Source organism: Bdellovibrio svalbardensis, assembly GCF_029531655.1.
Taxonomy (GTDB): Bacteria; Bdellovibrionota; Bdellovibrionia; order Bdellovibrionales; family Bdellovibrionaceae; genus Bdellovibrio; species Bdellovibrio svalbardensis.
The window spans coordinates 329,913-353,156 of sequence record NZ_JANRMI010000004.1 but is presented as its reverse complement, the minus strand read 5'-3'; the positions used below and the strand labels follow the sequence as shown (position 1 = coordinate 353,156).

The window sequence follows — 23,244 nt, the reverse complement described above, 5'->3', positions numbered from 1 at the left end:
TCTAGGCAGTCGGCTTTTTTGCCTCAAGATACTCGTCGTATGAACAAGTCATATCTTCAGTCACTGTGACATCCAGCTCAATGATACGGTTTGCAACAGTCTGTACAAACTCATGATCGTGAGAGGTGAAAAGCACAGTGCCTTTAAAGCGCTTTACGCCTTCATTCACGGCAGAGATGCTTTCCAAATCCAAATGGGCCGTTGGACCGTCAAAGAGCAATACATTGGCGCCAGAAAGCATCATCTTCGCAAGCATACAGCGAACTTTTTCGCCCCCTGAAAGCACGCGGGGTCTTTTTAGAGCGTCTTCACCGCTGAAAAGCATTTTCCCCAAGAAGCCACGTAAGAAGGATTCATCTTTGTCTTCAGAGTATTCACGAAGCCAGTCCACCAGGCTGTTGGCATCTACTTCGAAATATTTTGAGTTGTCAGTCGGGAAGTAGCTGCGAGTGGTGGTGATACCCCAAGCGATGCTTCCAGAGTCAGGCTCCACCTCGCCAGCGAGAATATCCAAGAGCAATGTCTTCGCGACGTCATTTCGTCCAACCAAGGCAACTTTGTCGCCTTTTTTGATTGTGAAGCTGACATTCTTAAGAATCACTTCGCCGTTAATAGTTTTGTTCAAACCACTGACAGTCAAAAGATCGTTGCCAGCTTCACGTTTAGGATCAAAGCCGACAAAAGGTTGACGGCGGGTTGAAACTGGCAATTCACCAAGATCCAATTTCTCAAGTTGTTTTTGACGGGAAGAGGCCTGGCGGGATTTGGAGGCATTCGCACTAAAGCGCTGAATAAAGCTTTTAAGCTCTTCCGCTTTGTCTGCATTCTTCTTGCTTTGGTCGGAGCGAAGTCTTTGGTTGAGCTCTGTAGCCTGGCGCCAGAATTCGTAGTTGCCCGAGTAAATGGTCACTTTATTAAAATCAATATCCGCCATGTGAGTGCAGACTTTGTTCAGGAAGTGACGGTCATGCGACACAACGATGACAGTGTTTTGGAAGTTATAGAGGAACTCTTCCAGCCATTGAATTGCATAAATATCCAAGTGATTCGTCGGCTCATCCAGCAACAAAATATCAGGCTGTCCAAAAAGAGCTTGTGCTAAAAGCACCTTCACTTTGTCGCCTGCATCCAGCTCGCTCATCAACTTCGTGTGAAGTTCATCAGAAATACCAAGCCCGGCCAGCATCACACCGGCTTCAGATTCAGCTTCCCAGCCATTAAGTTCCGCAAATTCACTTTCAAGATCAGAGGCGCGAACACCATCTTCTTCGGTGAACTCCGCTTTCGCGTAGAGTTCATCCTTTTCCTGCATCACCTTATAGAGGCGCTCATTGCCCATCAGAACCGTTTTCAAAACGGGGACGGAGTCATAGGCATAGTGATCTTGTTTTAAGACCGATAGGCGCAATTTGCCCGGAATGATGATCTCGCCAGTATTAGGCTCGATCTCTTTTGAAAGGACCTTCAGGAAAGTGGTTTTTCCAGCGCCGTTGGCGCCAATCAGGCCATAACAATTGCCCGGAGTGAACTTGACGTTCACGTCTTCAAAAAGCTTTTTTCCACCAAATCTTAAACTGACATTCGAAGTGCTAATCATGGCAGTTAAATAGCATTGAAGCAGAGAATTCTGCAATAGCTATCACTATGTTTTTACTAAATAACCAGTGGGGGAGACAATCGGCCAGGGCCTGAAAGACGTCGGAGGGGCTTATTGTGAATTTGGGCAAAAAAAGCCCCTCTTCCTGTGAAGAGGGGCTTGGGAGGTCTCTAAAAGATGACTATTTTTTAGCAACCAGCTTCAAGTTCAATTCAAACTCGTCGCTGATGATTTTATCGGCAGCCAATTCTTTGAAGAAATTGCCAGATCCGTATTTAAGGCCCCATTTTGTACGATCGATTTTTACCAGAGCTTCACCAGTCATAACACCTTTAGTCGTTGTCACTTTGGCAGGGAATTCGATCGGATTTGTTTTGCCGATCATAGTCAATTCACCTTTTACCAAGACTTCGTCTTTTGATTTTGGCGTGATGCTAGTTAATTTGAAAGTTGATGTTGGAAACTTTGTAACATCAAAAAAATCAGGGCCGGCAAGGTGGCCAACAAGTTTCTTTTGGTATTCAGCGCTGTCTTTCAAGTCTTCATTGGAAATTGTCGCCATATCCACCGTGAAAACACCGGCAGTTAATTGGCCTTTTTTATCAACTTGCACTTCGCCATCTTTAATTGAGATCGCGCCGTTGTGTGAGCTTCCTGTTTTCTTGAAACCTTTCCAGCCTACTGAACTTGCTTTTGTATCCAGTTTGTAGGTGTCAGCATGAGCTGTTGTTGCAATGACAAGGACAAGGGCCGCGAAAATTGATTTGATCATTTGATCTCCTTTAAGAAGTGTAAACAATGTTGTCTGCCAACAAAGACTATGCACGGACCGGGGAGAGATCAACCAGAGTGATAAAAATTAAACTTTGATCGAACTAAGGGAGGACATGCTTCACAAATTTGAAGGCCCAAAGTCCAGAGAGTTTTTCCCGAATGGTACGGTGCTATGGGGGGCTCATTGAAAGCTCAACTTGTCGAAAGGCAGTTGCTCCCGTAGGATACGACAATGATGAAACTTAGATTCTTTTTCTCTCTGACCTCCCTCTTGGTGACGCAACAGGTTTTCGCGATGGATCTACCTTTCGATAATATGAACGGATTCCCATCCAATAAAATTAAGATCGACTATTCGGGATGGACAGAACCTGTTGAGCCGATGAACTTCAATCGTGCGGGTGTCCAGATTCCCCTGTATTTTTCAGAAACAGACACCTTGAGAATGTCCGTCAAGGGAAGTCATCTATCTGTTCCCAAAGGCGTTCATATTCCTGGAAGTGATTTGATTGAAGTTCCAGAGTCGCTTTCGTCACTTGAAGCCGGCTTGCAATATACCAAAAAGCTTGAAGGGGAGAAGACTCTGGGCGCGGGATTCAGTTATGGTTCTGCCAGTGACAGTTTGTTTGCGTCAAAGGACTCTATCGCGGTCAGTGCGAACGTGTTTTACAGTTTGCCGTCGGAGAAAAACGATCGTTGGATTTGGGCGTTGTTCTATTCAAATAACAGCCCGGTTTTTAGAGGTCCGGTTCCTTCGGTGGCCTACTTCTTCAAAAGAGATAAAATCATGGGGGCCGTCGGTATTCCCTTCGTCTTTCTGCGATGGACACCGTCCGAGGAGCCATGGGCTTTCACGTTCTTTGATCTGGGAACCATTGTAAAAACCGAATTGTCCTATGGTCCTCCAGTCGCTCAGGCGATGGTTGGCTTTGATTGGAATCAACAGACTTGGCTTCGATACGATGTTAAAAATTCCGACAACAAACTTTACTTCGATGAAAAGAAAGTTTTTGTGGGCACACGATTCCTTCTTGCCAAGTTGGTTTTCACTGAACTGCAAGTGGGCCAGGCTTTTGATCGTTCTTTCTATGAAGGACAGGGGCTAGGTCGTAAGGAGACGGGGACAGCATATATTCCTAGCTCCTGGTTTGCAGCTTGGTCTGCAAAAATTCAGTTTTAGATTAGTGCTTTTCGTCCTCTTCAAAGTAGCCAGTGCCCAATAGGTGGAAGAGGTAGTCACCCTTACTAGTGTTTACGCTCACTTCCCCAGTGTAGTCACCTTCAGCGGTAGGTTCAAAGATCACAAAGATATGACAGGTTTTGCCGGCGGCTAGGGTGGCAGGGCAGTTGTGGGCGATTGCGAACATATCAGAACCGGTCAAGGCAATATCTAATGTCAGGTCTTCATTTCCTGCAACCACATCAATATCGTCGTAGTCATAATAGCCCACAGCAAGTTCGCCAAAATCAATCGTTCCTTGAGTGGCATCCATGGGTAATACAAAATCACTTTTCGCAAAAGTACTTTGCGAGAATAGAGAGAGTGCGCCTGTCATCAAAAGAGCCGCCAATGCTTTCATAAAAACCTCCAAATTGTGAGTAAGTTTTTAATTGTGTGGTTGAAATCATTCTGTTCCCTAGTGCCCTTGCAGGCTAGTGCAGAGGAAGAAAAGCATAGTTCAGGATCATGGTAGAGAGGGGTGGATAAGCTCCCCATCTCAGAGTGAGAAGCGTAGATGGGGCGCTCTGAAAAGGCGTCTAGTTTGTGGAGAATTGGTTAAAAAATACACCAATGGTCTCGTGAAGTGATTGCTGACTTTCCCGAAAAGTCAGCATCTCGGTTTTGCAAAGGTTGGCTCGGATGCCAGCTATAACTTCACAGGGAGGCCCGCGCTATGAATTTGAGAACTTAACGGAGACGCAGATGGGAATGAGAATAAATACAAACATTGCAGCCATCAATGCTCAAAGAAATTTGATGGGCACACAAAGAGTCGTTAACGATTCGATGGCAAAGCTTGCTTCAGGAAGTCGCATTAATAAAGCGGCAGACGATGCAGCCGGTCTCGCGATCTCTGAAAGATTGAAAGCGCAAATTCGTTCTTCAAGTCAGGCACAAAGAAATGCCAACGATGGTATTTCTTTGATTCAGACTGCTGAGGGCGGATTGAATGAAATTGGTAATGTCATTGTTCGTCTTCGTGAATTGGGAATCCAAGGGGCCTCTGACACTGTCGGAGAAACTGAAAGAGGAATGCTCAATAAAGAGGTCGTACAATTGAGAGATGAAATTCAACGCATTTCTAAAACCACAACGTGGGGTACGACGAAATTGTTAGATGGCTCCGCGCCGCAATTTGATTTTCAAGTCGGGATTGGCAACAATCCAGAGGCTGACAGAATCTCTTTCGATGCTGGCGCTCACTCTGCAACTTTAGCGGCTTTGGGTTTGGAAGGTCTGGATTTTTCAACCAAAGAAGGTTCACGTGAAGCCTTGGCGAAACTTGATGATGCGCAAACGCATGTCAACGGAACCAGAGCTGTCATGGGAGCTTTGCAAAATCGTCTGACTTCGACAGCTGATAATCTCGGCGTGACGCAGGAAAATCTTTCTGCAGCAAACAGTCGAATTCGTGACACAGATATCGCGGCCACATCGAGCGAGATGACCCGCAACAATATCTTGATGCAAGCAGCGACCTCGGTGCTTTCTCAAGCGAATCAATCAAATCAATTAGCACTCAAGCTGATCGGCTAGTGCGACTTTATCAAGCCACTCTCTCTCCGCAGGGAGTGGCTTGTAATCTGTTTTTTATCAAATTATTTCTTGTGATGTAGCAGCCGAAGCTGCTTTGCCAAGCCTCTGAATTCAAAGACAGCTAACCTTGGGATAACGTTTCTCAAGGAGTTCGCATGAAAGTCATCGGCTACTTCGAACCTCAAGATTCCAGCAAAAATAGTTCTCTCATTCTTTCTGAGCTTTCTGAGCCCACACCAGGTCCAAATGATATCTTGGTGCGAGTCAAAGCAGTCTCTGTAAATCCGGTGGACCTAAAAGTTCGGAAAAATTCGAAACCAAACAATGGTGAGCTCAAAATTCTGGGTTGGGACGCTTCTGGCATCGTAGAAAAACTTGGTAGCAAGGTGGAAAAATTTAAAGTGGGTGATGAGGTTTACTATGCAGGCAGTATCAACCGTCCAGGCTCGAACAGCGAATTGCAATTGGTAGATGAGAGAATCACAGCCTTGAAACCAAGAAAGCTCAGCTATGAAGAAGCCGCGGCCCTACCACTCACGACAATCACAGCCTACGAAACCTTATTTGAGAGATTGAATGTCCTGGTCAACGAACCAGCGAGCATCCTTATTTTTGGCGGAGCCGGGGGAGTCGGTTCGATGGCGATCCAACTTGCAAAAAAGCTCACCCATCTGCAAGTCATTGCCACTGCTTCAAGACCTGATTCCACAGAGTGGTGTAAAAAACTTGGTGCCGATTTGGTTGTAGACCATAACCGAGACATCCACGCCCAGTTAAGATCCAGGGGCATAGACGAAGTGAAGTATATTTTTAGCGTTACGCACACGGAACAGCACAAGGCCAGCATGGAAGCCCTGATAGCACCCCAGGGCCATATCTGCTTCATCGACAACCCGGAAACCTTCGACGTCATTCCCTTCAAAAGAAAAAGCGTCGGGATCCATTTGGAATCCATGTTCACCAGATCCTTGTTCGAGACCGCAGATATGCAAGAACAAGGAAACTTACTTGCAAGGGTGGCAGACCTCATAGATACAGGAAAGATTCAAACCACCATCAACCACATCTTCGAAGGCTTCACTCCGAAGAACTTCGAGCGAGCCCACGAAATGTTAGAATCCGAAAAAACAGTAGGAAAAATAGTAATCAAATTTTAATTAACGGTTTGAGGCCCACAAGCCTCGTCCAAGGACACTTGATCTTTCTTAGGGTTGAAGACTCTGCCAAGGCGACCGGTGATACCACCAGTGCCTTTGCGTTCAAGCTGGCAAGCTCCCACAAGTGCGAAGCGCTCTTCAAGCATGATGCGATTCAAGCTAACGCGAAGAGTGTCAAGATTCGCCTGCGCCTTCACTTTGTTCGTCAGTGCTGTTGTCAAAGAATTGGCGGCAGAAAGAACATGCAGAAGATCTGTTAAGCCCGCTCTGAATTTTTCAACTTCACCTTGATAAACCAATTCAAGGCTGGTCTCAGCTTGTTGTGCGAGCTTGATTTGTTTTTGCGCTTCGGCCAAGGAACCCAAAGTTGATTCAATCAATTGCGCTTGATCGAAAGTCAGCTGGGTTTTCTGCAATTTCAATTCATCGATATTATAATCAGTGAGTTTCAAAGCAGGGAAGTAGCCAAAGCCAAGGTTCACAGAACCTGTTTGTGTGATGGATCCAAAGGCAGAGCCACGGCCGCTGCGAGAAGCACCTAAAGAGCTTCCGGTCAGGAAGCTGAAACCTTTGCTCCACTTCGCCGTGTTTGCAGCGGAAATCATAGAGTTCATTTGTTTGATTTCTGGCGCCTTGGCTGTCGCACGATCCAAAAGAACTTGGGCTGGCAGCAGTTCACTTGGAGATGGTGTCAGATGAACTTTATCAAAGACGATTTCCTGTGCCAGGGGGAGTGCCAGCATTTCGCGAATCGCTGATTTCTCACGTTGAAGCAGATCATCAATTTGTGAAACTTGAATAGATGAAAGCTGTGTCTGCGCCTGCGCCTGCAAAAGATCAGATTGTTGCATCATGCCCGCATCAACAGCCAGAGCGATCAGCTCTTCGATCTCACGGTGGTTCAAGTATTGCTTGTAAAGAACTTCGCGAAGCTCCATATCGCCGACAACTGTGGCATAAACTGAATATGCAGAAGAGTAGGTGTTGAGTTGGGCGATGTAATAGGAAGTCGCTTGCGCGTTCAGCAGATGCTGACTTTCTTTCAGGTCAAACCAGTTGCTTGGCATAAGGAACGGCAACAGCATGGAAACTGTTGTCAGCGCAAAGCTAGGTCCGCTGGAGATCACCGAACCCAAATTGATAGATGGCAAAAGTTGGGCTCGGCTTAAGTTCACCTGCTCTTTGGCTTGATAAACCTTATTCAGCTGAAGCATCAAAGAGATGTTTTGTTCAAGCAACAAAGTCTTCAAAGAATCGGGGTTGATTTTAACAACCGCTGGTTGTTTGATCGGTGCTGCAAATGTTGCTGAGAATGAGAAAATCACCAGACCCATGGCAAAGACGCCCACGGAAAGTTGTCGTTTGATGAGTGCCCATTTCATGCAGATTCCCCCTCTGAGAAGATGAGAATTATTCCCCTCTGACAGGCTTGTCAAACCCTTGTTTTTAAAGAGAATCTTCGTAGCCCTAAGGGACTTCACATTTGATCAAATTTTGACCTAGGTATGCTCGTTTCATTGAGAGCCATATGAGTTCCAAAGGTTTAATCCTCATGTGGAGAGTGCTAAAGTAGAGTCATTCAAAGTCGATTTCTAGGAGTTGTACGTTGATGGATCAGAAGTCGTTCGGCTATACGCTGAGTCATAAAAACAAGATGCTCGTGGTCACTTTTACGGGCGAGTTGAGTTCGGTGGTGCTTCCTGGATTAGAGGCCTGTCGTTCGGAAATCCAATCAAAAGAAGATGTCAGGTGTGTCGTCTTTTATTTTCAACAAGTGGGCTTCGTTTCACCGGAGGCCATCCCAGTTCTTGCGCAAATGCAAAGAGAGATACGTTCCCGCGGTCTGGAGCTTCGCCTGTGCTCCCTGAAAGAGAGCATCAAAGACAAGCTGGTTCGAATGGGGGTTGTTCGCGGCATGGAAGTGACCGAAGACTTACGTGCAGCCTTGATTTCTTTTGGCAAAGTTGCCTAGTAAACATGTCGGCAGTCATATTTTGTCAGGGAAAAAAAGCGATATAATAAGAGCAAGTTATGACTAGGAGCTCTTATGAAAATCGTCAAAAATATTGGTAACACGGAAAGAGTCATTCGGATTGTTGCGGGCCTGGTTTTTATCGCCCTCGCTTTTGTAGGGCCGGCAAATCCCTGGTTTCTTTTGGGGTTGATCCCTGTTGCAACTGGAGTGATTGATTGGTGCCCGATTTATCAAGCGCTGGGAATCAATACCAAAAATAAAAATAAACCGTCTCACCCGTAGTTAGTGAGGCGGAATGAAGGAAGAGGCACAGTCTCTCAAGGCTCTCAAAGAATGGATTCGGAAACTGGGGCCTGGGTTGATAACCGGGGCGGCAGATGATGACCCCAGCGGTATTGCCACTTATTCCCAAGCAGGGGCGCAATTTGGCCTGAACATGCTTTGGACTGTGCTCTTTACCTATCCGTTGATGGTCGGTATTCAAATAGTGAGTGCGCGAATTGGGCGTGTAAGTCGGCGGGGACTGGCTGCGAATATCCGAAGACATTACCCCCGCTCATTGTTGCACTTCATTGTGGGCCTTCTGTTAGTCGCAAACACAATCAACATCGCGGCTGATATTTCTGCGATGGGTGATGCGATGGTCTTAATGCTGGGGGGCTCGGGGCAGCTTTATGCCTTGTTGTTTGGCCTGGTCTCACTCTTGCTGCAAGTCTTTATTCCTTATCATGTCTACGTCTTCTTTTTGAAATGGCTGACTTTGTCGTTGCTGGCTTACTTTGCCACGGCCATGGTGATCCAGGTTCCCTGGGTTGAAGTATTTAAAAGTACATTATTGCCCGAAGTCACCTGGCGCTCCGAGTACCTCACCACCGTTGTCGCCGTTTTTGGAACAACCATCAGTCCATATTTGTTTTTCTGGCAAGCTTCCCAGGAAGTCGAAGAAGAAAAGAAGGATCCATCAGCCCATGCTTTACGGAGGCATCCCGATGAGGCTCAGGCGGCTTTGCAAAGGATTAAAGTAGATACCTATGTGGGGATGGGCTTTTCGAATCTCGTCGCATTTTTTATTGTTTTGACGACGGCATTGACCCTTCATCTACATGGAGCTGGAGAGATTCAAACTTCGGCTCAAGCCGCAATAGCGCTGCGCCCACTGGCTGGAGATTTTGCCTTTGTACTTTTCAGTCTAGGCATTATCGGAACAGGTTTACTTGCAATTCCAGTATTGGCGGGTTCGGCCGCCTATGCCGTTGCTGAAGCCTTTCGGTGGAAGAGTGGTCTTGAGTTGAAACCCTATATGGCTAAAAAGTTTTATGGAATTATCGCTCTCTCAACTCTGGTTGGTGTGGCTTTAGGCTTTACTGAAATCAATCCATTGAAGGCGCTTTATTGGAGTGCCGTTTTGAATGGAATTATATCTGTTCCCATTATGATAGTGATGATGCTCATGGCTGTGCGCAAAGACATTATGGGTGAGTTTGTCATCAGAAGGAAGTTATGTGTTTTGGGGTGGGGGGCAGTTGTGGTGATGGTCTTTGCCGTTGGCGCTATGTTTTGGACTCTTTGAGTAAATCTTTTGTTGTCTATGTTGTCAGACGTTATGAAGTCGACGATGATTTAAGAGCATACAATTTTTAAGGTGGGTGTACGTATGAACTATAGCTTTAAGAAGTTTCAACCTGTGAGTTTGCGCGTCTGGCATTGGTTCAATGCTCTTGTGATCTTAGGTTTGTTAGCCACAGTGTTTCTTCGAAAAACCTTTTTAAGTTGGCGAGCTAATGCGGCTCTCATTGAAAATCGAATTCAAGAGGCTGGAGGCACCATTGAAGTAGATGTTGCCAAGAAGATTGCGCAAACAATGCGCGATCAAATGTGGGATTGGCATTACATCTTAGGCTATGCGATGGGTGCTTTTCTGTTGATACGGGTTCTGATTGGTATCTTTGTTAAAAAAGAATGCCCGGCAACCCATGCCGCCAAAAGTGCATTGAGTCTGGCGCAAGTTCCTCCCGAAACTAAAATAAAAGCGATTCACTACACTCTGGTAAAGTCTGGATATGCACTGTTTTATCTAGTGAGTCTGTTCATGGTGCTTTCAGGGTTGGCCATGCATTTCGAAGAAGCTTTGCATGTCAGTGAAGGCTTGGAAGACGTGTTGAAGGAAACCCATGAGCTTCTTATGTGGTTCTTCGTTGTTTTTGTCGTCGGTCATATCTTGGGAGTGGTGATCGCCGAATTGCGCGGCGATCAAGGTTTGGTTTCTGATATGATTAACGGTGGAAAAAAAGATTAGTGGCAAAGAGGGAAGGACTTGATTGCCTTCTGAATCTTAGCATATTTCTTTGAGCGTGCTTGAGGACGAAGAACATCCCAGTAGGACTTGCGGCTGAACAAGTTCTCTCCACGCTCAAGCTGTGAATTCAGCATTGAAATGGCACAGCGGAAGGTTCCCGCCGGAGTATTGCCATCTCCCTTTTTGCAGTTGGGTGCATAAGCTTGTTCTTTACCGCGGTGAAGCTGCAAGAGACCAATCAAAGAGCCATTGGGACCTTTGGCCTTGCTGTCTTTATCGCAGGTGCTTTCATAGAAGGCCATCGCATTGAAGATAAGCACCCAAACGTTTTGACGACCTTCCAATTTCAAACTTTTATATCCTGGGCACAAACGAAGAAGATCGTCAGATCCTCTTAAAAGGGCTTCAGCTTCGTTGCTTTTAAGCTCTTTCATAATCATGGTAGCCCATTTTCCAAACTCGTCGTCGTAAGTGAAGTTTTCGCAGGCATCGCCCCAGTTCATCTTTTCGCTAATGGCAGAGATTTGCTCAGCCGTGGCTTGGGCCGTCAGGGTATTACGAAGATCACGGGCGCTTTTCTCAGTCTTATTTTCTTGGGTAGAGCAGTTGAGGCAGGGGGCTGTTGCTTCAAATTGAACAGAACGCACACTGCCATCAGTGACAAGGCTTCTGTTGTTAGCCTGAGTGCCAAAAGGCAATAGGCAGACTATAGCGATGAGGAGGTGTTTGAAAGTTCGCATCATATTGAATCTAAAGCAGGAATGATGCCGTCCCAAAGTGCGATAAAATTTGTTTTAACTAAATAGACTGTCTAGAAAATAGACAGGGGCGACTTTATGTCACCCCTGCAACGAAATTCAAAATATTTTGTTCCCTGATGATTCAGGAATCGCCTAGTCGCGGAAGCGACGGGAAGCGCTAGCTCCACCAGGACGCACGCGTTTGATACCGCTGTGTTCGCCAGGACGGCCACCACGGTCGCTGCGCTCTGAACGCTCGCCATTGAATTCACGGCGAGGTGGGCGAGAATCGCCTCCAGCAGCATCGTCACGTCTGCGGAAACCGCGAGGTGCCGGTGCTTCGTTGAAATCCGCGCGAGGAGCGCGAGCTTCCGGACGGCTTTCAGTACGGGCTGGACGTGAATCACCATCATCACTGCGGAAAGAACGACGAGGAGCTTCTGAAGAAGCGCTACGATCCGGGCTGTATCCTGAAGCGCGTTCCGCGCTATAACCACCGCGATCATTGCGTGGAGTGTAGCCACCACGATCTGAAGAAGAACGATCAGGGCTGTATCCTGAACCGCGTTCCGCGCTATAACCACCACGGTCACCGCGATCAGAAGAAGAGCGATCCGGGCTATAGCCGCCACGGTCAGAACGGTAACCACCGCCACGACCACCGCGGAATCCACCACGGCCACCGCCATCACGATCACCACGGCTGCTAGTGAAGCGGTTGTCGTTAGGATCACGAGGAAGAAGCTCACGAGGAACACGGTCACCCATGTAGTCGAGCATCAAGTCTTTTTTAACGAAAACTTTAGGGAAGTAAGCTGCGATGAAACGAGCCAGCAAGTCTTCTTTAGTGAAGCCAGAAAGATCTGTATCGCCAGCAGTGATCAACACGCGAATCAAATCATTCGCAAGGTTCAATGCAACGTCATCTTCTTTCATTGTGCTGACTTTGTCCAAAACGTCTTTGATCTTAAGACCAGCAACTTCGTCCGCTGAAGGAATCACACCTTTAACCATCACAGCCTTGGTAGATTGCATCACTCGGCGAAGAAGATTCAATTGCTCTGGATTGACCAAAGTAATCGCTGTTCCGCTTTGACCATTACGGCCGGTACGACCGATACGGTGAACATAAGACTCCACATCCCAAGGAAGAGAGTGATTGATGACGTGAGTAAGGTCTTTGATGTCCAAACCACGAGCGGCCACGTCAGTCGCAACAACGACTTTGATTTGGCGTTGTTTGAATTTCTTCAAAGTCGCTTCGCGTTCCTGTTGGTTTTTATCACCGTGAAGTGAATCCGCCGGGAATCCACGTTGAGTCAGCAAGTCTTCAAGTTCAGCCACTTCCATCTTAGTTTGACAGAAGATGATACCGTAGAACTCAGGCAATGTTTGCAAGAGACGGCTGATAACTTCCATTTTACCGGAATTTTTAACCGTGTAGTAAACTTGCTCAATAGTTGAAGCCGTTGAACCGACTTTGTTGGCTTGAACCATTTCTGGTTTTTCCAAATACTTTTCAGAAAGTCTTTTTACTTCGCCGCTCATAGTGGCAGAGAAGAGCCAAGTGCGGCATGCCGCTCTTTCAGATTTAGAATCATCAGAATGTGTAGCAGAAAGAATGAAATCAAGAGAGTCTTTAAAGCCCATAGAGAGCATTTCATCAGCTTCGTCCAAAACCACAGTTTGAACACTTTGAAGCTTGATCATTTTTTGCTCAAGGAAATCGACCAAACGGCCTGGCGTAGCCACCACAATGTGGGCACCACGTTTTACACCGTCAAGTTGTGTGCGATAGCTTGCGCCACCGTAGATTGTAACGACGCGAAGACCTTTTTTCTTGCCCAATAAGGCAAGTTGTTCAGCCACTTGAAGGGCCAATTCGCGTGTAGGACTTAGAACCAAGGCTTGAGTGTCTTTGATAGTCGTGTCGATGTTCTCGACCAGTGGAATACCAAAGGCAGCTGTTTTGCCTGTTCCTGTAGAAGCAAGACCAATGAAGTCATTAGCTCCAGCTAAAAGAATCGGAAGCGCTTGTTGTTGAATGGGCGTTGGTGTCGAGTAGCCCATGTCTTTCATCGCTTCCATGATTGGAGCGCTAAGACCAAAGCTTTCGAAACTATCAACAGTAGTTAATGGAGGAGTCATGAATACCTTTCAGAAAATAGTGCTCGCAAGATAAACGATTACAAAAGTAAAAGCCCGTACTATTTTGCTTGTGCCCCAATAATGAACTATTTGCCAAAAGCTACAAAAGTTAAACACTTACTAGCCCCAGACGAAGGGGGCATCCAAGTGGTTCCACTCTGAAACTAAGCTCACTTTCCTGGCGCAAATGTGGGTTAAGAAGAGTTCGTCCAGATCTGTGATCGTCGATAAAATTGAAGATCGCGAAGTGCTTAATAATAGGGCACAATATTTAAAAATATTCCGCGCATCTGGAGCAGATTCGAGCTATATAAGGGACCTATGATTCACTTATCAAATATCACTAAGCAGCAGGGTAATAAAATTCTTTATCGCAACGGTTCTTTCCAGATCAACACTGGAGAGAAGATCGGCCTGGTTGGGCCAAACGGCGCGGGAAAGACGACAATCTTCCGTATCATCACGGGCGAAGAGGGCATCGACGGCGGGACGGTTTCTAAATCAGATCGCACAGTTATTGGCTATTTCTCGCAAAATATCGAAGAAATGAAGGGGCGCTCAGCTCTTGAAGAAGTGAAATCAGCTGTCGGCAATATTGGTGATATGGCAGCACGCATGCAGGAATACGAAGCAAAGCTTTGTGATCCTGATTTGGATCCTGATGAGATGACGAAGATCCTTGAGGTCTACGGAGAACTCCAAGCCGATTTCGAACGCCTTGGCGGTTATGATCTTGAATCGCGCGCTGCGGAAATTTTGACGGGTCTTGGCATCGGTCCTGAAGACTATCATCGTCCTACGGAGAGCTTCTCGGGTGGTTGGAAGATGCGTATCGCTCTTTCTAAAATCCTGGTTTTGAATCCTGAAGTTTTGTTGATGGACGAGCCAACGAATCACTTGGACGTGGAATCGATCATTTGGCTTGAAGAGTGGTTGTCCAACTTTAAGGGCGCCATCCTGATGACAAGCCATGACCGTGAATTCATGAATCGCATTGTTTCGAAAATCGTTGAGATCGCTAATAAGACCATCACGGTTTACGGCGGCAACTACGATTTCTATGAAAAAGAGCGCGATATCCGTAAAGAGCAATTGATTGCAGCAGCGAAGCGCCAAGACGATATGCTGGCCAAAGAAGAAGAGTTTATCGCTCGATTTGCGGCTCGGGCCTCGCATGCAGCGCAAGTGCAATCGCGTGTAAAGAAGCTTGAAAAAATTGACCGTATTGAAATTCCTGATGAAGAAGCAGATATCAAATTCGTTTGGCCGGTTCCTCCACGTGGCGGGGAAGAGGTTGTCCGTTTCGAAGGTCTTTCTAAAGTTTGGAAGAGTGACGATAAAGAAAAATTGGTATTCCGTGGCGCTAATGCCCTGGTAAAACGCCTGGATCGTATTGCGGTCGTGGGCGTGAATGGTGCTGGTAAATCGACGCTGTTGAAAATTATCGCCGGAGATGCAGAAGCCACTGAAGGTAAAATTGCTTTGGGTGCCTCGATCAACGTGGGCTACTTCTCGCAAAACTCTTTGGATGTCTTAGATCCTAAGATGACCATTATCGACGAAGTTCACTCGCGCATGCCGACGGCGGGTTTGGGAACTGTGCGCAGTTTGCTGGGGGCCTTTAAATTCTCAGGCGACGATGCAGATAAAAAGATCTCGATCTTGTCGGGTGGTGAGAAATCGCGTGTGGTTCTTGCCACGATTCTTGCGCAGCCGGTGAATCTTTTGATTCTGGATGAGCCGACGAATCACTTGGATATTAAATCTCGTGAAGTCTTGCTCGATGCAATCAAAGAGTTCCCAGGAACTGTTATGATCGTATCGCATGACCGTCACTTCTTGCGCGCAGTGACCACCCGAGTGTTTGAAGTGGATAAAAATCAACTTCGTATCTATGAGGGTGATTACGACTACTACACTCATAAAAAGCATCAGGAAGCGAATTCCTAAAGAATGAATTCGGGGATCAACTTAAAGGACTTTAAAATTCCGCTGGGGAAGTTAGCCCCGGTGGAAAAGTTTCGCACCCGTCAAGGAGACACCCTTTCCTATCGTTCATATCCTGCATGGTCCGAGGATCTGGTGATTCTTTATCACGGTGCGGGCAGTGACAGCCGTTATATGTGTGCTTTGGCGGCCGCTATTGCGGGTCAGGGAATTGCCAGTGTCATCACTCCTGATTTTCGCTGCCACGGTGTAAGCCTTGGGAACAGTGACAAAATATCCAAAAACCAGCTTGAAATAGATCTGGAAGAACTTTTAATCCATATAAAAATGCAGAAGGCGGTTTCACGCATAACCTTAGCCGGCCACTCGATGGGTGGAGGCTTTGCTTTGCGGATTGCCGTCTCAGATCTGCGCAAGCAGTTCTCTAAGTTCATCGCATTGGCTCCTCATCTGCCACTGCATTTGAATGCCAATCAGCCAAACTTTGGTGGTTGGATCAGTGTTGATTCCGATGGAAGCTTCACGGTGAACTATCCAGAAGTGATGCGCACAGGGCATGAAAAATTGCACTACAGCGCAGAGTACTTAAGGGCAGTGCATGCTGCCGATGACCTCGTTGAAAAGCTTCAAGAGTTAAAACCTTCGCTGACTGTCGTGACGGGGGCTTTGGATGAAGTGGTTGTGGCGGAGAAGCAAAGAGAGATTTTCGCTCAGACCTCAGCAAATGTTCTAATAGTTGAGAACCTCAATCACCTCACGATTGTTTCAAAAGTAGACAATTATCTAAACATTTTCGCATAGAGCATTTTGGAAGAGCCAGGAAGCAATTCCAGCGAATCCAGAGTTATATATTTTTTGATTAAGAACAAATAACTCATTAAGTAGCCCAAAGTCCTGCCGATAAGTTCTACGAATATAACCAATATCTTGAACGTAGGCGGGGTTATGTATTCGGAATTGGGAGAGTTCGCTCTCCGGCAGATCGTGTCGTCCTTAGTGGTTGTTGGACCCTTGTTGATCATTATCGCGGGATTCAACTTCGTCTTTAACCAAAGCAGAAAACTTGTGATGATTTATTTTGTCTCGGGGCTGGTGCTGACCGCCGTGGGCGCAATTAATCTTTATCGTCAATTCTCTGCGCGTGGAGGGGATGATCCTAGCTATCAGTCTTCTCCCTTGGCGCCGGATGGCGCCAGAGAGGGAAAGCACGAAGGCTCTAACCTTGACCAGGGCTAGTGAGTTTTAATCTCAGTCCACAGCTCTTCCCAAAGTTTGTTCTTGTCTCCCAAGTCATGAATAGCTTCGAGTTTCTTCATGACTTTGGCTTCCGGAAAGAGACTTTTATTGGCTTGCAGATCCTGAGGCAGTTTTTCTTGAGTGCCCTTAAGAACCGGGCCACCACGAATGACTTGAACCTTGTTAAGGTCGGCTTCCTGACTGATGAGGAAGTTCACAAGCTTGTGAGCCGCCTCAGGGTGCTTTGAGCCTCTGATGATCACCAGATTGTCGATGGCAATCGTGCCACCTTCTTCAGGAATGAAGTACTCGATATCTTTATTCTGCATTGCCGCTTGAAGAGCATCTGATGAGTAAGCTTGAGCTGCGACCACTTCTTTGTTTTTCAAAATATCAACAGTGTCTGATGTAAACATCTTCACGTTCTTTTTGGCCCCCAGAAGTGTGGCTTTGGCCTTCGCTAATTCAGCCGGATTGGTGCTGTTCACGCTGGCGCCGTTAGCAATCATGGCTGAGCCAATGGTTTCTCTGACATCATCGAGCAGGGCGAATTTTCCCTTGAGGTCGGAATTATTGTATAACTCTTTCCACGACTTAAGAGAGCCCTTGTAGAGGCTGCGATTCACAGCGATTCCCATCGTCGTCCATGTATAGGGTAATGAAAACTTATTTTCCTTGTCATAGCTTTGTGCCAAGAACTGCGGTGAGAGCAGAGCTTTATTGGGAATAAGTTCAGCTTTCAAAGGCTCTAATAAATTCATTTTGATCATGATATCGACCATGTAATCAGAGGGTACGGCGACATCAATGCCGGAAGATCCCATCTGTACTTTCGCCAGCAGCTCTTCACTGGAAGAGTAATTGGAGATGTTGAGTTTGAGCCCTGTTTCTTTCTCGAACTTTGCTTGCATTTCCGGCGACAGATAGTTGCCCCAGATTGACAAGTTCACAACTTGTTCTTCTTTGGGTGCTGTGGCTGTGTTCTCGCTGGTTTTCTTTGTGCAAGCTGCGAAAAGCAATGTGCAGGCAAAGAGGGACATCAATATTCTCGACATTTTTTCATTTCCTTCTTATTGTTAAGGCATGCTTGAACTTCTAAATATCGGCAAAAGTTTTTCGAGTCAAACAGCCTTAAAGGCTGTGAATCTTTCTATTGGCGAAGGGGAGTTCTTTTCGCTCCTGGGGCCCAGTGGCTGTGGAAAGACAACACTTTTGCGTATTATCGCCGGCTTGGAGTCGGCGACAGAAGGCAGGATCGTTCTAAATGGCGAGCGTGTGGATCAGCTGAGTGCCGCGCAAAGACCTTTCAATATGGTTTTTCAAAAGTATGCCCTGTTCCCACATCTTACTGTGGAAGAGAACATTGCTTATGGCCTCAAACTCAAGAAATTGTCCAAGAACGAAATTGAAGGACGGATTGCTGAAGTCCTGGCTCTGGTTGAAATGTCTGAATTTCGTGATCGCCGCCCTGAGACCTTGTCGGGCGGGCAGGCCCAGCGCATAGCCATTGCACGCGCATTGGTGAATCGTCCTAAAGTTTTGCTTTTGGATGAGCCACTGTCTGCCTTGGATCAAAAACTGCGCGAACATATGCAAAAAGAACTGCGCGCTTTACAACAAAAGTTGGGTCTGACCTTTATTTATGTGACCCACGATCAGGAAGAGGCCTTGGCGCTTTCAGATCGGATTGGGATTATGAATAAGGGCGAGTTGGTGCAGGTCAATTCTCCGCGTGAGATCTATGAAAATCCAGAGACCATTTTTGCGTCCCAGTTTTTGGGGACAACGAGTTTGTTGCAAGGGGAGTTGGTCGAAATCAGTCAAGATCTGGCGACAGTTCGGCTGAGTGATGGCAGTTTGGTACGGGGACGATTTAATATCCCTTCCGAACAAATTCGCCTGGGGATGAGCTTGGATACCTATGTTCGTAAAGCAATGGTTTTTAATCGTCTGGATTCACAAATTCATGATGCTCAGGTTTTGGATTTAAAGATCGATTCTAAAACTTTGGAAAATCGCGACTAATGAAATCGCATGGGCCTCTTTCCGAAAGCCACTCCAGAATCTCGTTGGCCTTTCCTACTTTGTTGTGGTTCGGTTTTTTTATTTTAGTACCTCTATTAATTGTGGCGGCGGTGAGCCTTGCCACTCGCGGTACTTATGGCGGAATCGAGTGGACGTGGACCGTGGAGAACTACAGTCGCGCCTTCTCGTTGTCTTATCTTGGAATTCTTTTTGAAAGTTTGAAGTTGGCCTTTCTGACCACATTAAGCTGTGCCGTTTTGGGAATTCTTATGTCGTGGGCGATGAGTGCGGCCCCGGCGAGCCATCGGCATTTTTATGTTTGTGCTGTGGCCTTGCCCTTTCTTACGAACTTAGTCATTCGCATTTATGCTCTTCGTGTGTTTGTGGGCTACGAAGGACCATTGCAAGTTGTGTTAACAAGCCTTGGGGTGAGTTTTGACCCTTTTGTATTAAGCCAGAATAAATTCTTGGTGTTTTATGGAATGGTGACAACCTATTTGCCTTTCATGGTGCTGCCTTTATACGGTGCCTTTGAGAAATTTGATTTCTCATTGGTCGAAGCGGCGCAGGATTTGGGTGCGGGGCCCTGGAAGATTTTGGTCTCTGTGATTTTGCCGAATTTGCGCAAAGCTTTGACCAGTGGGGCCCTTCTGGTTTTTATTCCCTCCTTGGGGGAGTATGTGATCCCGGATCTTTTGGGCGGCGCAAAGAATATGCTTTATGGAAATCTGATCACAGAGGAATTTTTGAAATCTCGCAATTGGCCTTTGGGATCCGCATTGTCGGTGTTGATGATTTCCCTGCTGTTGATGATTGTTTTTATTTATTACCGAAAGAACGGAGCCAAGCATGGCGCATGAACGTTCTCGGCCAGCGGCACCCTTATCTGCGAAGATTTTGTTGTGGGTTGTGCTTGCTCTTCTTTATCTGCCGATAGCAGTGATGTTAATGGGATCGTTCTTAGAAGTGAAAGAAGGACAGGTCTCTGCGACTTTGCATTGGTTTGTTGAGGTATTCGCGGACGATAATCTGATGGGAGCCTTAAAAAACAGCCTCCTCGTGGGTTTGTTCTCCAGTGTGCTTTCAACCCTGTTGGGAACAGCCGCCGCGGTGGGACTTTATCGCAGCAGTTCTCGTTTGCGTGGAGTGATGGAAGGGCTGTCGATGGTCTCCTTAATCTTCCCGGAAATTGTTTTTGCTCTTTCTTTGCTTTCCTGGTTTTTCGTTTTGAAAATGGAAATGGGTTTGCAGACGGTGATTATTGCCCATGTGAGTTTTTCGCTTTCTTATGTGATGATGACGGTGAACTCTCGCCTGGTGACCTTGGATTCTTCGTTGGAAGATGCAGCAAGGGATTTAGGGGCGGGTGAGTGGACGGTCTTACGAACCGTGATTTTGCCGCTTCTGAAGCCAGCCATTGTAGGTGGTTTTATCTTGAGCTTTTTGCTGTCCTTCGATGATTTTTTGATCACCTACTTTGTAAACGGTGTGGGGCAGGATACCTTGCCAGTGAAACTCTATACGGCGATGAAGATGGGGGTTAGTCCCAAGCTGAATGCCTTATCCAGCCTGATGTTTTTAATGACTTTGTTCGTGTTGATTTTCCTCTTCCGTTCGCCTTCTTTCTATGTTCTCTTTGGAGAAAGCAAGAAAAGCAGGGACGGGAATGGATCCAAAGAAAAAGAAAATCTTTAGTTGGGCCCTTTATGACTGGGCGAACAGCACTTATTCAACCACAGTGATGGCGGGATTTTTTCCCGTATTCTTTAAGAGCTTTTGGAGCCAGGGTGCTGATGCCGTGACAACCACCGCTCGCCTGGGAACTGCGATCTCTGTTTCAAGTCTCATTGTCGCGTTACTCAGTCCAACCTTGGGTGTGATCGCCGATCTTCGTGGTTTTAAAAAACTTTTGTGCCTGGTTTTTATGGTTGTTGGTGTTTTTTCTTGTGCATGGATGTCTTTCATTCCAGCCGGAGATTGGTGGAGTGCGATCATTGCCTACGGGATTGCGATGATGGCATTTAATGCCAGCTGTGTTTTCTATGAAGCCCTCTTGCCTTTTGTCGCGGACGTCGGTGATTTGGATTATGCCTCGGCGCTGGGTTATTCATTGGGATATCTGGGCGGCGGGATTTTGTTTTTGATTAATGTGTTGATGTATCTGAATCCTTCATGGTTTGGCTTACGCGATGGTATCCAGGGCGTGCAGGTTTCTTTTCTGAGTGTGGCTTTGTGGTGGTTTGTCTTTTCTTATCCGCTGGCCAAAAATGTCCCAGAGCCCGAGACAGTGATTTCCAAAGACAGCATTTGGAAGTTAACCGCTCAGAGTGTGCGCACTTTGCGGGTGACCTTTAAAGAGCTTTTGCATGAGAAAAATCTACTGACTTATATGGTGGCCTATTGGCTTTATATCGACGGTGTCTATACCGTGATGACGATGGCTGTTGATTTCGGAATGGCGATTGGTTTGGAATCCAAAGACCTGATCGCAGCACTCTTGATCACTCAGTTTATCGGATTCCCTTGCGCCTATTATTTCGGGACCGTGACCAAGCGCTGGGGGACCAAAGGGCCCATTTTGTTTTGTATCGGTATTTACGGTGTGACCGTGATCGCCGCAACTATGATGAGTCAGGCATGGCATTTCTATTTGTTGGCGATGGTCATTGGGATGGTTCAAGGGGGAGTGCAGGCACTCAGTCGAAGCTTGTTTGCGCGAATGGCCCCTAAAGAACAAAGTGGAGAATACTTTGGCTTATTCAATTTGGTCGGCCGCTTTGCTTCGATTTTGGGCCCTTTAGTTGTGGCAGTGGGAGTCACAGTGACGGGCAATTCAAGGCTGGGAATGGTTGGCTTGTTAATTCTGTTTATAAGCGGCGGCTGGCTCTTGGCGAAGGTTAAAGAGCCTCGCGCGGCCTTATAGCTCTTTTTCAGACTCTTCTTTTTGATCTGAAGCCGGATCACTTTTCGGCTTCTCTCCTTGTTCGCGTTGGTCTTCGATGATCTTTTTGGCCTTTTTGCCTGTGATACCCATTAATTCCGGCATGAGGAACGCAATCGCCACAAAGATCATGGTAACGACGACAAAGAAAATACTCATGGCGAGAACAATGTCCAAAGTGGCCTCCAAAGGTGTATCTTTTCTAGTATAGGCTTTCGCAAAAGTGAATGTAAAACTTTGTATTGGACTTTGGGCGCTTAACACGACATAACCCACGGATATGACTTACAATCCGCGCGATAGATACTTCAGAAAAGCAAAAGAAGAGGGCTTTGCGGCCCGCTCTGTTTTCAAGCTCGAAGAGATCGACAAGAAATACAAGATCTTTAGGCCTCATCAAACAGTTCTTGATTTGGGAGCCTCTCCAGGTTCCTGGTCTCAATACGCTTCCAAAATGGTCGGCCCAGGAGGTCGGGTGTTGGGTGTGGATTTGAGCCCTGTGACTGTGAAGCTGGATAATGCAGTATTTATTCAGGCTGATTTGCGTGACTTGAATTTGGAGGACATTTTCAAAGAGCATGGCTTTCAGCCGCCCTTTGATCTGGTGATGTCAGATATGGCCCCTAAAACAACGGGCATTCGCATGACCGATCAGGCGCGCTCCATGGAGCTTTGTGAGTTGGCTTTGGATGTTGCCAGACGTTTCTTGAAGAAGGACGGCCATTTTGTTTGCAAACTCTTCCACAGCGACGACTTCGGTAAACTTCGCGATGAAATCAAAAAAAGTTTTGCAAAATGTGAAGCGGTGAAACCCGATTCGACTCGCAAAATTTCAAAAGAGATCTTCTTGGTAGGGATCAGCAAGAAATGATTGAGATCGTTTTTGAGAATTCTCATTTTGTGGTTTGTGATAAGCCCAGTGGGGTTCTTTCAACGCCCAGTCGTTTTGAGGAAGAGGATGCTCGACTTTGTTTGGGCACCGCTTTGCAAGAACATCTCAAGATTCAAATTTATCCGGTACATCGTTTGGACTATGAAGTATCTGGTCTGGTGATGTATGCAAAAAATCCGGATGCTCATCGCAAAGCCAATGCCTGGTTTGAGATGAAGCAGGTGCAGAAGACCTACCGAGCACTGACGACAAAACAGGACTTCGCGCATATTCCCAGCAACATCACTAATCCTCGAACACCGATTGAGCTCCAACCAGGTTTGAATTTCGAGTGGAAGAGCCGCTTGTTACGGGGAAAGCGCAGAGCCTACGAGCATGCTCAAGGAAAACCCAGCCTCACCTTAGTCACCTATTTGGGTGAGTCCGACAGCAACAACGAACATTATCTACAGTGGGATCTACAGCCGGTTACAGGTCGCTCGCATCAATTGCGCTTCGATTTAAGTCGCCATGGTTTTCCGATTGTGGGCGACGCCCTGTATGGCTCGAAGGTGAGTTGGAAAAGTAACGATTCAATTGCGCTTCGCTCTTACGCGATTGATTTCGCCCAGACTCCTGGAGCAGAGGCTCTAAGTCTGCCTAAGAAGATTGTTATTCCAGCCCTTTAGAGAAGGGCTTCCACTTTTTCAATATGATCGCACTATTCTTTTTGGCCACTTTGTTAAACTTCATGTATGTGAGCACATGGAAAAATGGCC

24 protein-coding genes are annotated in these 23,244 nt (G+C 46.6%); 16 read left to right on the top strand and 8 right to left on the bottom strand.

What is annotated here, in order from left to right; genetic code table 11:
* Position 1: 1 nt before the first annotated feature.
* Positions 2-1,597 (bottom strand): ABC-F family ATP-binding cassette domain-containing protein, encoded by a 1,596-nt coding sequence (locus tag NWE73_RS14645; protein WP_277579089.1) that lies wholly within the window; start codon positions 1,595-1,597, stop codon positions 2-4.
* A 181-nt stretch (positions 1,598-1,778) separates the two neighbouring features.
* Positions 1,779-2,369 (bottom strand): YceI family protein, encoded by a 591-nt coding sequence (locus tag NWE73_RS14640; RefSeq protein ID WP_277579088.1) that lies wholly within the window; start codon positions 2,367-2,369, stop codon positions 1,779-1,781.
* Positions 2,370-2,603: 234 nt separating this feature from the next.
* Between NWE73_RS14640 and NWE73_RS14635 the strand changes: the two genes are divergently transcribed.
* Positions 2,604-3,551 (top strand): hypothetical protein, encoded by a 948-nt coding sequence (locus NWE73_RS14635; RefSeq protein ID WP_277579087.1) that lies wholly within the window; start codon positions 2,604-2,606, stop codon positions 3,549-3,551.
* A gap of 1 nt (position 3,552) precedes the next feature.
* Here the strand turns inward: NWE73_RS14635 and NWE73_RS14630 are convergent, their stop codons facing one another.
* A complete protein-coding gene (locus NWE73_RS14630; RefSeq protein ID WP_277579086.1) occupies positions 3,553-3,951 on the bottom strand; it encodes a hypothetical protein in 399 nt (132 codons plus the stop codon).
* Between the two features lie 344 nt (positions 3,952-4,295).
* On the opposite strand from NWE73_RS14630, the gene NWE73_RS14625 reads away from it, so the two are divergent.
* Together NWE73_RS14625 and NWE73_RS14620 are read left to right on the top strand one after the other, a co-directional pair.
* A complete protein-coding gene (locus NWE73_RS14625; protein ID WP_277579085.1) occupies positions 4,296-5,129 on the top strand; it encodes a flagellin N-terminal helical domain-containing protein in 834 nt (277 codons plus the stop codon).
* A 155-nt stretch (positions 5,130-5,284) separates the two neighbouring features.
* Complete coding sequence (locus tag NWE73_RS14620) at positions 5,285-6,286, top strand: zinc-binding alcohol dehydrogenase family protein (RefSeq protein ID WP_277579084.1); 1,002 nt, start codon at positions 5,285-5,287, stop codon at positions 6,284-6,286.
* Here NWE73_RS14620 and NWE73_RS14615 read toward each other — a convergent pair.
* Positions 6,283-7,668: a TolC family protein gene (locus NWE73_RS14615; RefSeq protein WP_277579083.1), complete on the bottom strand. Its 1,386-nt coding sequence runs from the start codon at positions 7,666-7,668 to the stop codon at positions 6,283-6,285. The two genes, NWE73_RS14620 and NWE73_RS14615, sit on opposite strands and share 4 nt — an antisense overlap.
* Positions 7,669-7,895: 227 nt before the next feature.
* On the opposite strand from NWE73_RS14615, the gene NWE73_RS14610 reads away from it, so the two are divergent.
* The 4 genes from NWE73_RS14610 (at position 7,896) to NWE73_RS14595 (ending at position 10,557) form a co-directional block, all read left to right on the top strand.
* Positions 7,896-8,258 (top strand): STAS domain-containing protein, encoded by a 363-nt coding sequence (locus NWE73_RS14610; RefSeq protein WP_277579082.1) that lies wholly within the window; start codon positions 7,896-7,898, stop codon positions 8,256-8,258.
* Between the two features lie 75 nt (positions 8,259-8,333).
* On the top strand, positions 8,334-8,543 hold the full coding sequence (locus tag NWE73_RS14605) for a YgaP family membrane protein (RefSeq protein ID WP_277579081.1): 210 nt from the start codon (positions 8,334-8,336) through the stop codon (positions 8,541-8,543).
* 13 nt (positions 8,544-8,556) lie between these two features.
* Positions 8,557-9,831, top strand: coding sequence for an NRAMP family divalent metal transporter (locus tag NWE73_RS14600; protein WP_277579080.1), 1,275 nt, complete (start codon positions 8,557-8,559; stop codon positions 9,829-9,831).
* Between the two features lie 84 nt (positions 9,832-9,915).
* Positions 9,916-10,557 carry a cytochrome b/b6 domain-containing protein gene (locus NWE73_RS14595; protein ID WP_277579079.1) on the top strand — a complete coding sequence of 214 codons (642 nt, stop codon included), beginning with the start codon at positions 9,916-9,918 and terminating at the stop codon, positions 10,555-10,557.
* Here the strand turns inward: NWE73_RS14595 and NWE73_RS14590 are convergent.
* Entirely contained in the window at positions 10,554-11,300 is a 747-nt protein-coding gene (locus NWE73_RS14590) for a hypothetical protein (RefSeq protein ID WP_277579078.1), read from the bottom strand. The genes NWE73_RS14595 and NWE73_RS14590 overlap by 4 nt on opposite strands.
* A gap of 150 nt (positions 11,301-11,450) precedes the next feature.
* Positions 11,451-13,445 (bottom strand): DEAD/DEAH box helicase, encoded by a 1,995-nt coding sequence (locus NWE73_RS14585; RefSeq protein ID WP_277579077.1) that lies wholly within the window; start codon positions 13,443-13,445, stop codon positions 11,451-11,453.
* Between the two features lie 321 nt (positions 13,446-13,766).
* Here NWE73_RS14585 and NWE73_RS14580 point away from each other — a divergent pair, with 321 nt between their 5' ends.
* The 3 genes from NWE73_RS14580 (at position 13,767) to NWE73_RS14570 (ending at position 16,628) form a co-directional block, all read left to right on the top strand.
* Positions 13,767-15,395, top strand: coding sequence for an ABC-F family ATP-binding cassette domain-containing protein (locus tag NWE73_RS14580; protein WP_277579076.1), 1,629 nt, complete (start codon positions 13,767-13,769; stop codon positions 15,393-15,395).
* A gap of 3 nt (positions 15,396-15,398) precedes the next feature.
* Positions 15,399-16,193, top strand: coding sequence for an alpha/beta hydrolase (locus tag NWE73_RS14575; protein ID WP_277579075.1), 795 nt, complete (start codon positions 15,399-15,401; stop codon positions 16,191-16,193).
* 144 nt (positions 16,194-16,337) lie between these two features.
* Positions 16,338-16,628, top strand: a complete 291-nt coding sequence (locus NWE73_RS14570; protein ID WP_277579074.1) for a hypothetical protein — start codon at positions 16,338-16,340, stop codon at positions 16,626-16,628.
* Here NWE73_RS14570 and NWE73_RS14565 read toward each other — a convergent pair.
* Positions 16,625-17,683 carry a polyamine ABC transporter substrate-binding protein gene (locus NWE73_RS14565; protein ID WP_277579073.1) on the bottom strand — a complete coding sequence of 353 codons (1,059 nt, stop codon included), beginning with the start codon at positions 17,681-17,683 and terminating at the stop codon, positions 16,625-16,627. The two genes, NWE73_RS14570 and NWE73_RS14565, sit on opposite strands and share 4 nt — an antisense overlap.
* Positions 17,684-17,711: 28 nt before the next feature.
* Here NWE73_RS14565 and NWE73_RS14560 point away from each other — a divergent pair, with 28 nt between their 5' ends.
* From NWE73_RS14560 to NWE73_RS14545, 4 genes are read left to right on the top strand one after another with little or no spacing between them, the layout of a single operon-like run.
* The gene (locus NWE73_RS14560; protein ID WP_277579072.1) at positions 17,712-18,653 is read left to right on the top strand and encodes an ABC transporter ATP-binding protein; all 942 of its coding nucleotides are present in this window, start codon (positions 17,712-17,714) and stop codon (positions 18,651-18,653) included.
* Positions 18,653-19,513 carry an ABC transporter permease gene (locus tag NWE73_RS14555; RefSeq protein ID WP_277579071.1) on the top strand — a complete coding sequence of 287 codons (861 nt, stop codon included), beginning with the start codon at positions 18,653-18,655 and terminating at the stop codon, positions 19,511-19,513. The genes NWE73_RS14560 and NWE73_RS14555 overlap by 1 nt, the downstream gene beginning before the upstream one ends.
* Complete coding sequence (locus tag NWE73_RS14550) at positions 19,503-20,348, top strand: ABC transporter permease (protein WP_277579070.1); 846 nt, start codon at positions 19,503-19,505, stop codon at positions 20,346-20,348. Before NWE73_RS14555 ends, NWE73_RS14550 begins: the two co-directional genes overlap by 11 nt.
* Positions 20,320-21,576: an MFS transporter gene (locus tag NWE73_RS14545; protein ID WP_277579069.1), complete on the top strand. Its 1,257-nt coding sequence runs from the start codon at positions 20,320-20,322 to the stop codon at positions 21,574-21,576. The genes NWE73_RS14550 and NWE73_RS14545 overlap by 29 nt, the downstream gene beginning before the upstream one ends.
* Here the strand turns inward: NWE73_RS14545 and NWE73_RS14540 are convergent.
* Complete coding sequence (locus NWE73_RS14540; RefSeq protein WP_277579068.1) at positions 21,571-21,771, bottom strand: hypothetical protein; 201 nt, start codon at positions 21,769-21,771, stop codon at positions 21,571-21,573. The two genes, NWE73_RS14545 and NWE73_RS14540, sit on opposite strands and share 6 nt — an antisense overlap.
* 103 nt (positions 21,772-21,874) lie before the next feature.
* Between NWE73_RS14540 and NWE73_RS14535 the strand changes: the two genes are divergently transcribed.
* Both NWE73_RS14535 and NWE73_RS14530 read left to right on the top strand, forming a co-directional pair.
* On the top strand, positions 21,875-22,465 hold the full coding sequence (locus NWE73_RS14535) for an RlmE family RNA methyltransferase (protein WP_277579067.1): 591 nt from the start codon (positions 21,875-21,877) through the stop codon (positions 22,463-22,465).
* Entirely contained in the window at positions 22,462-23,154 is a 693-nt protein-coding gene (locus tag NWE73_RS14530) for an RluA family pseudouridine synthase (RefSeq protein ID WP_277579066.1), read from the top strand. Before NWE73_RS14535 ends, NWE73_RS14530 begins: the two co-directional genes overlap by 4 nt.
* The last annotated feature ends 90 nt before the right edge of the window (positions 23,155-23,244 follow it).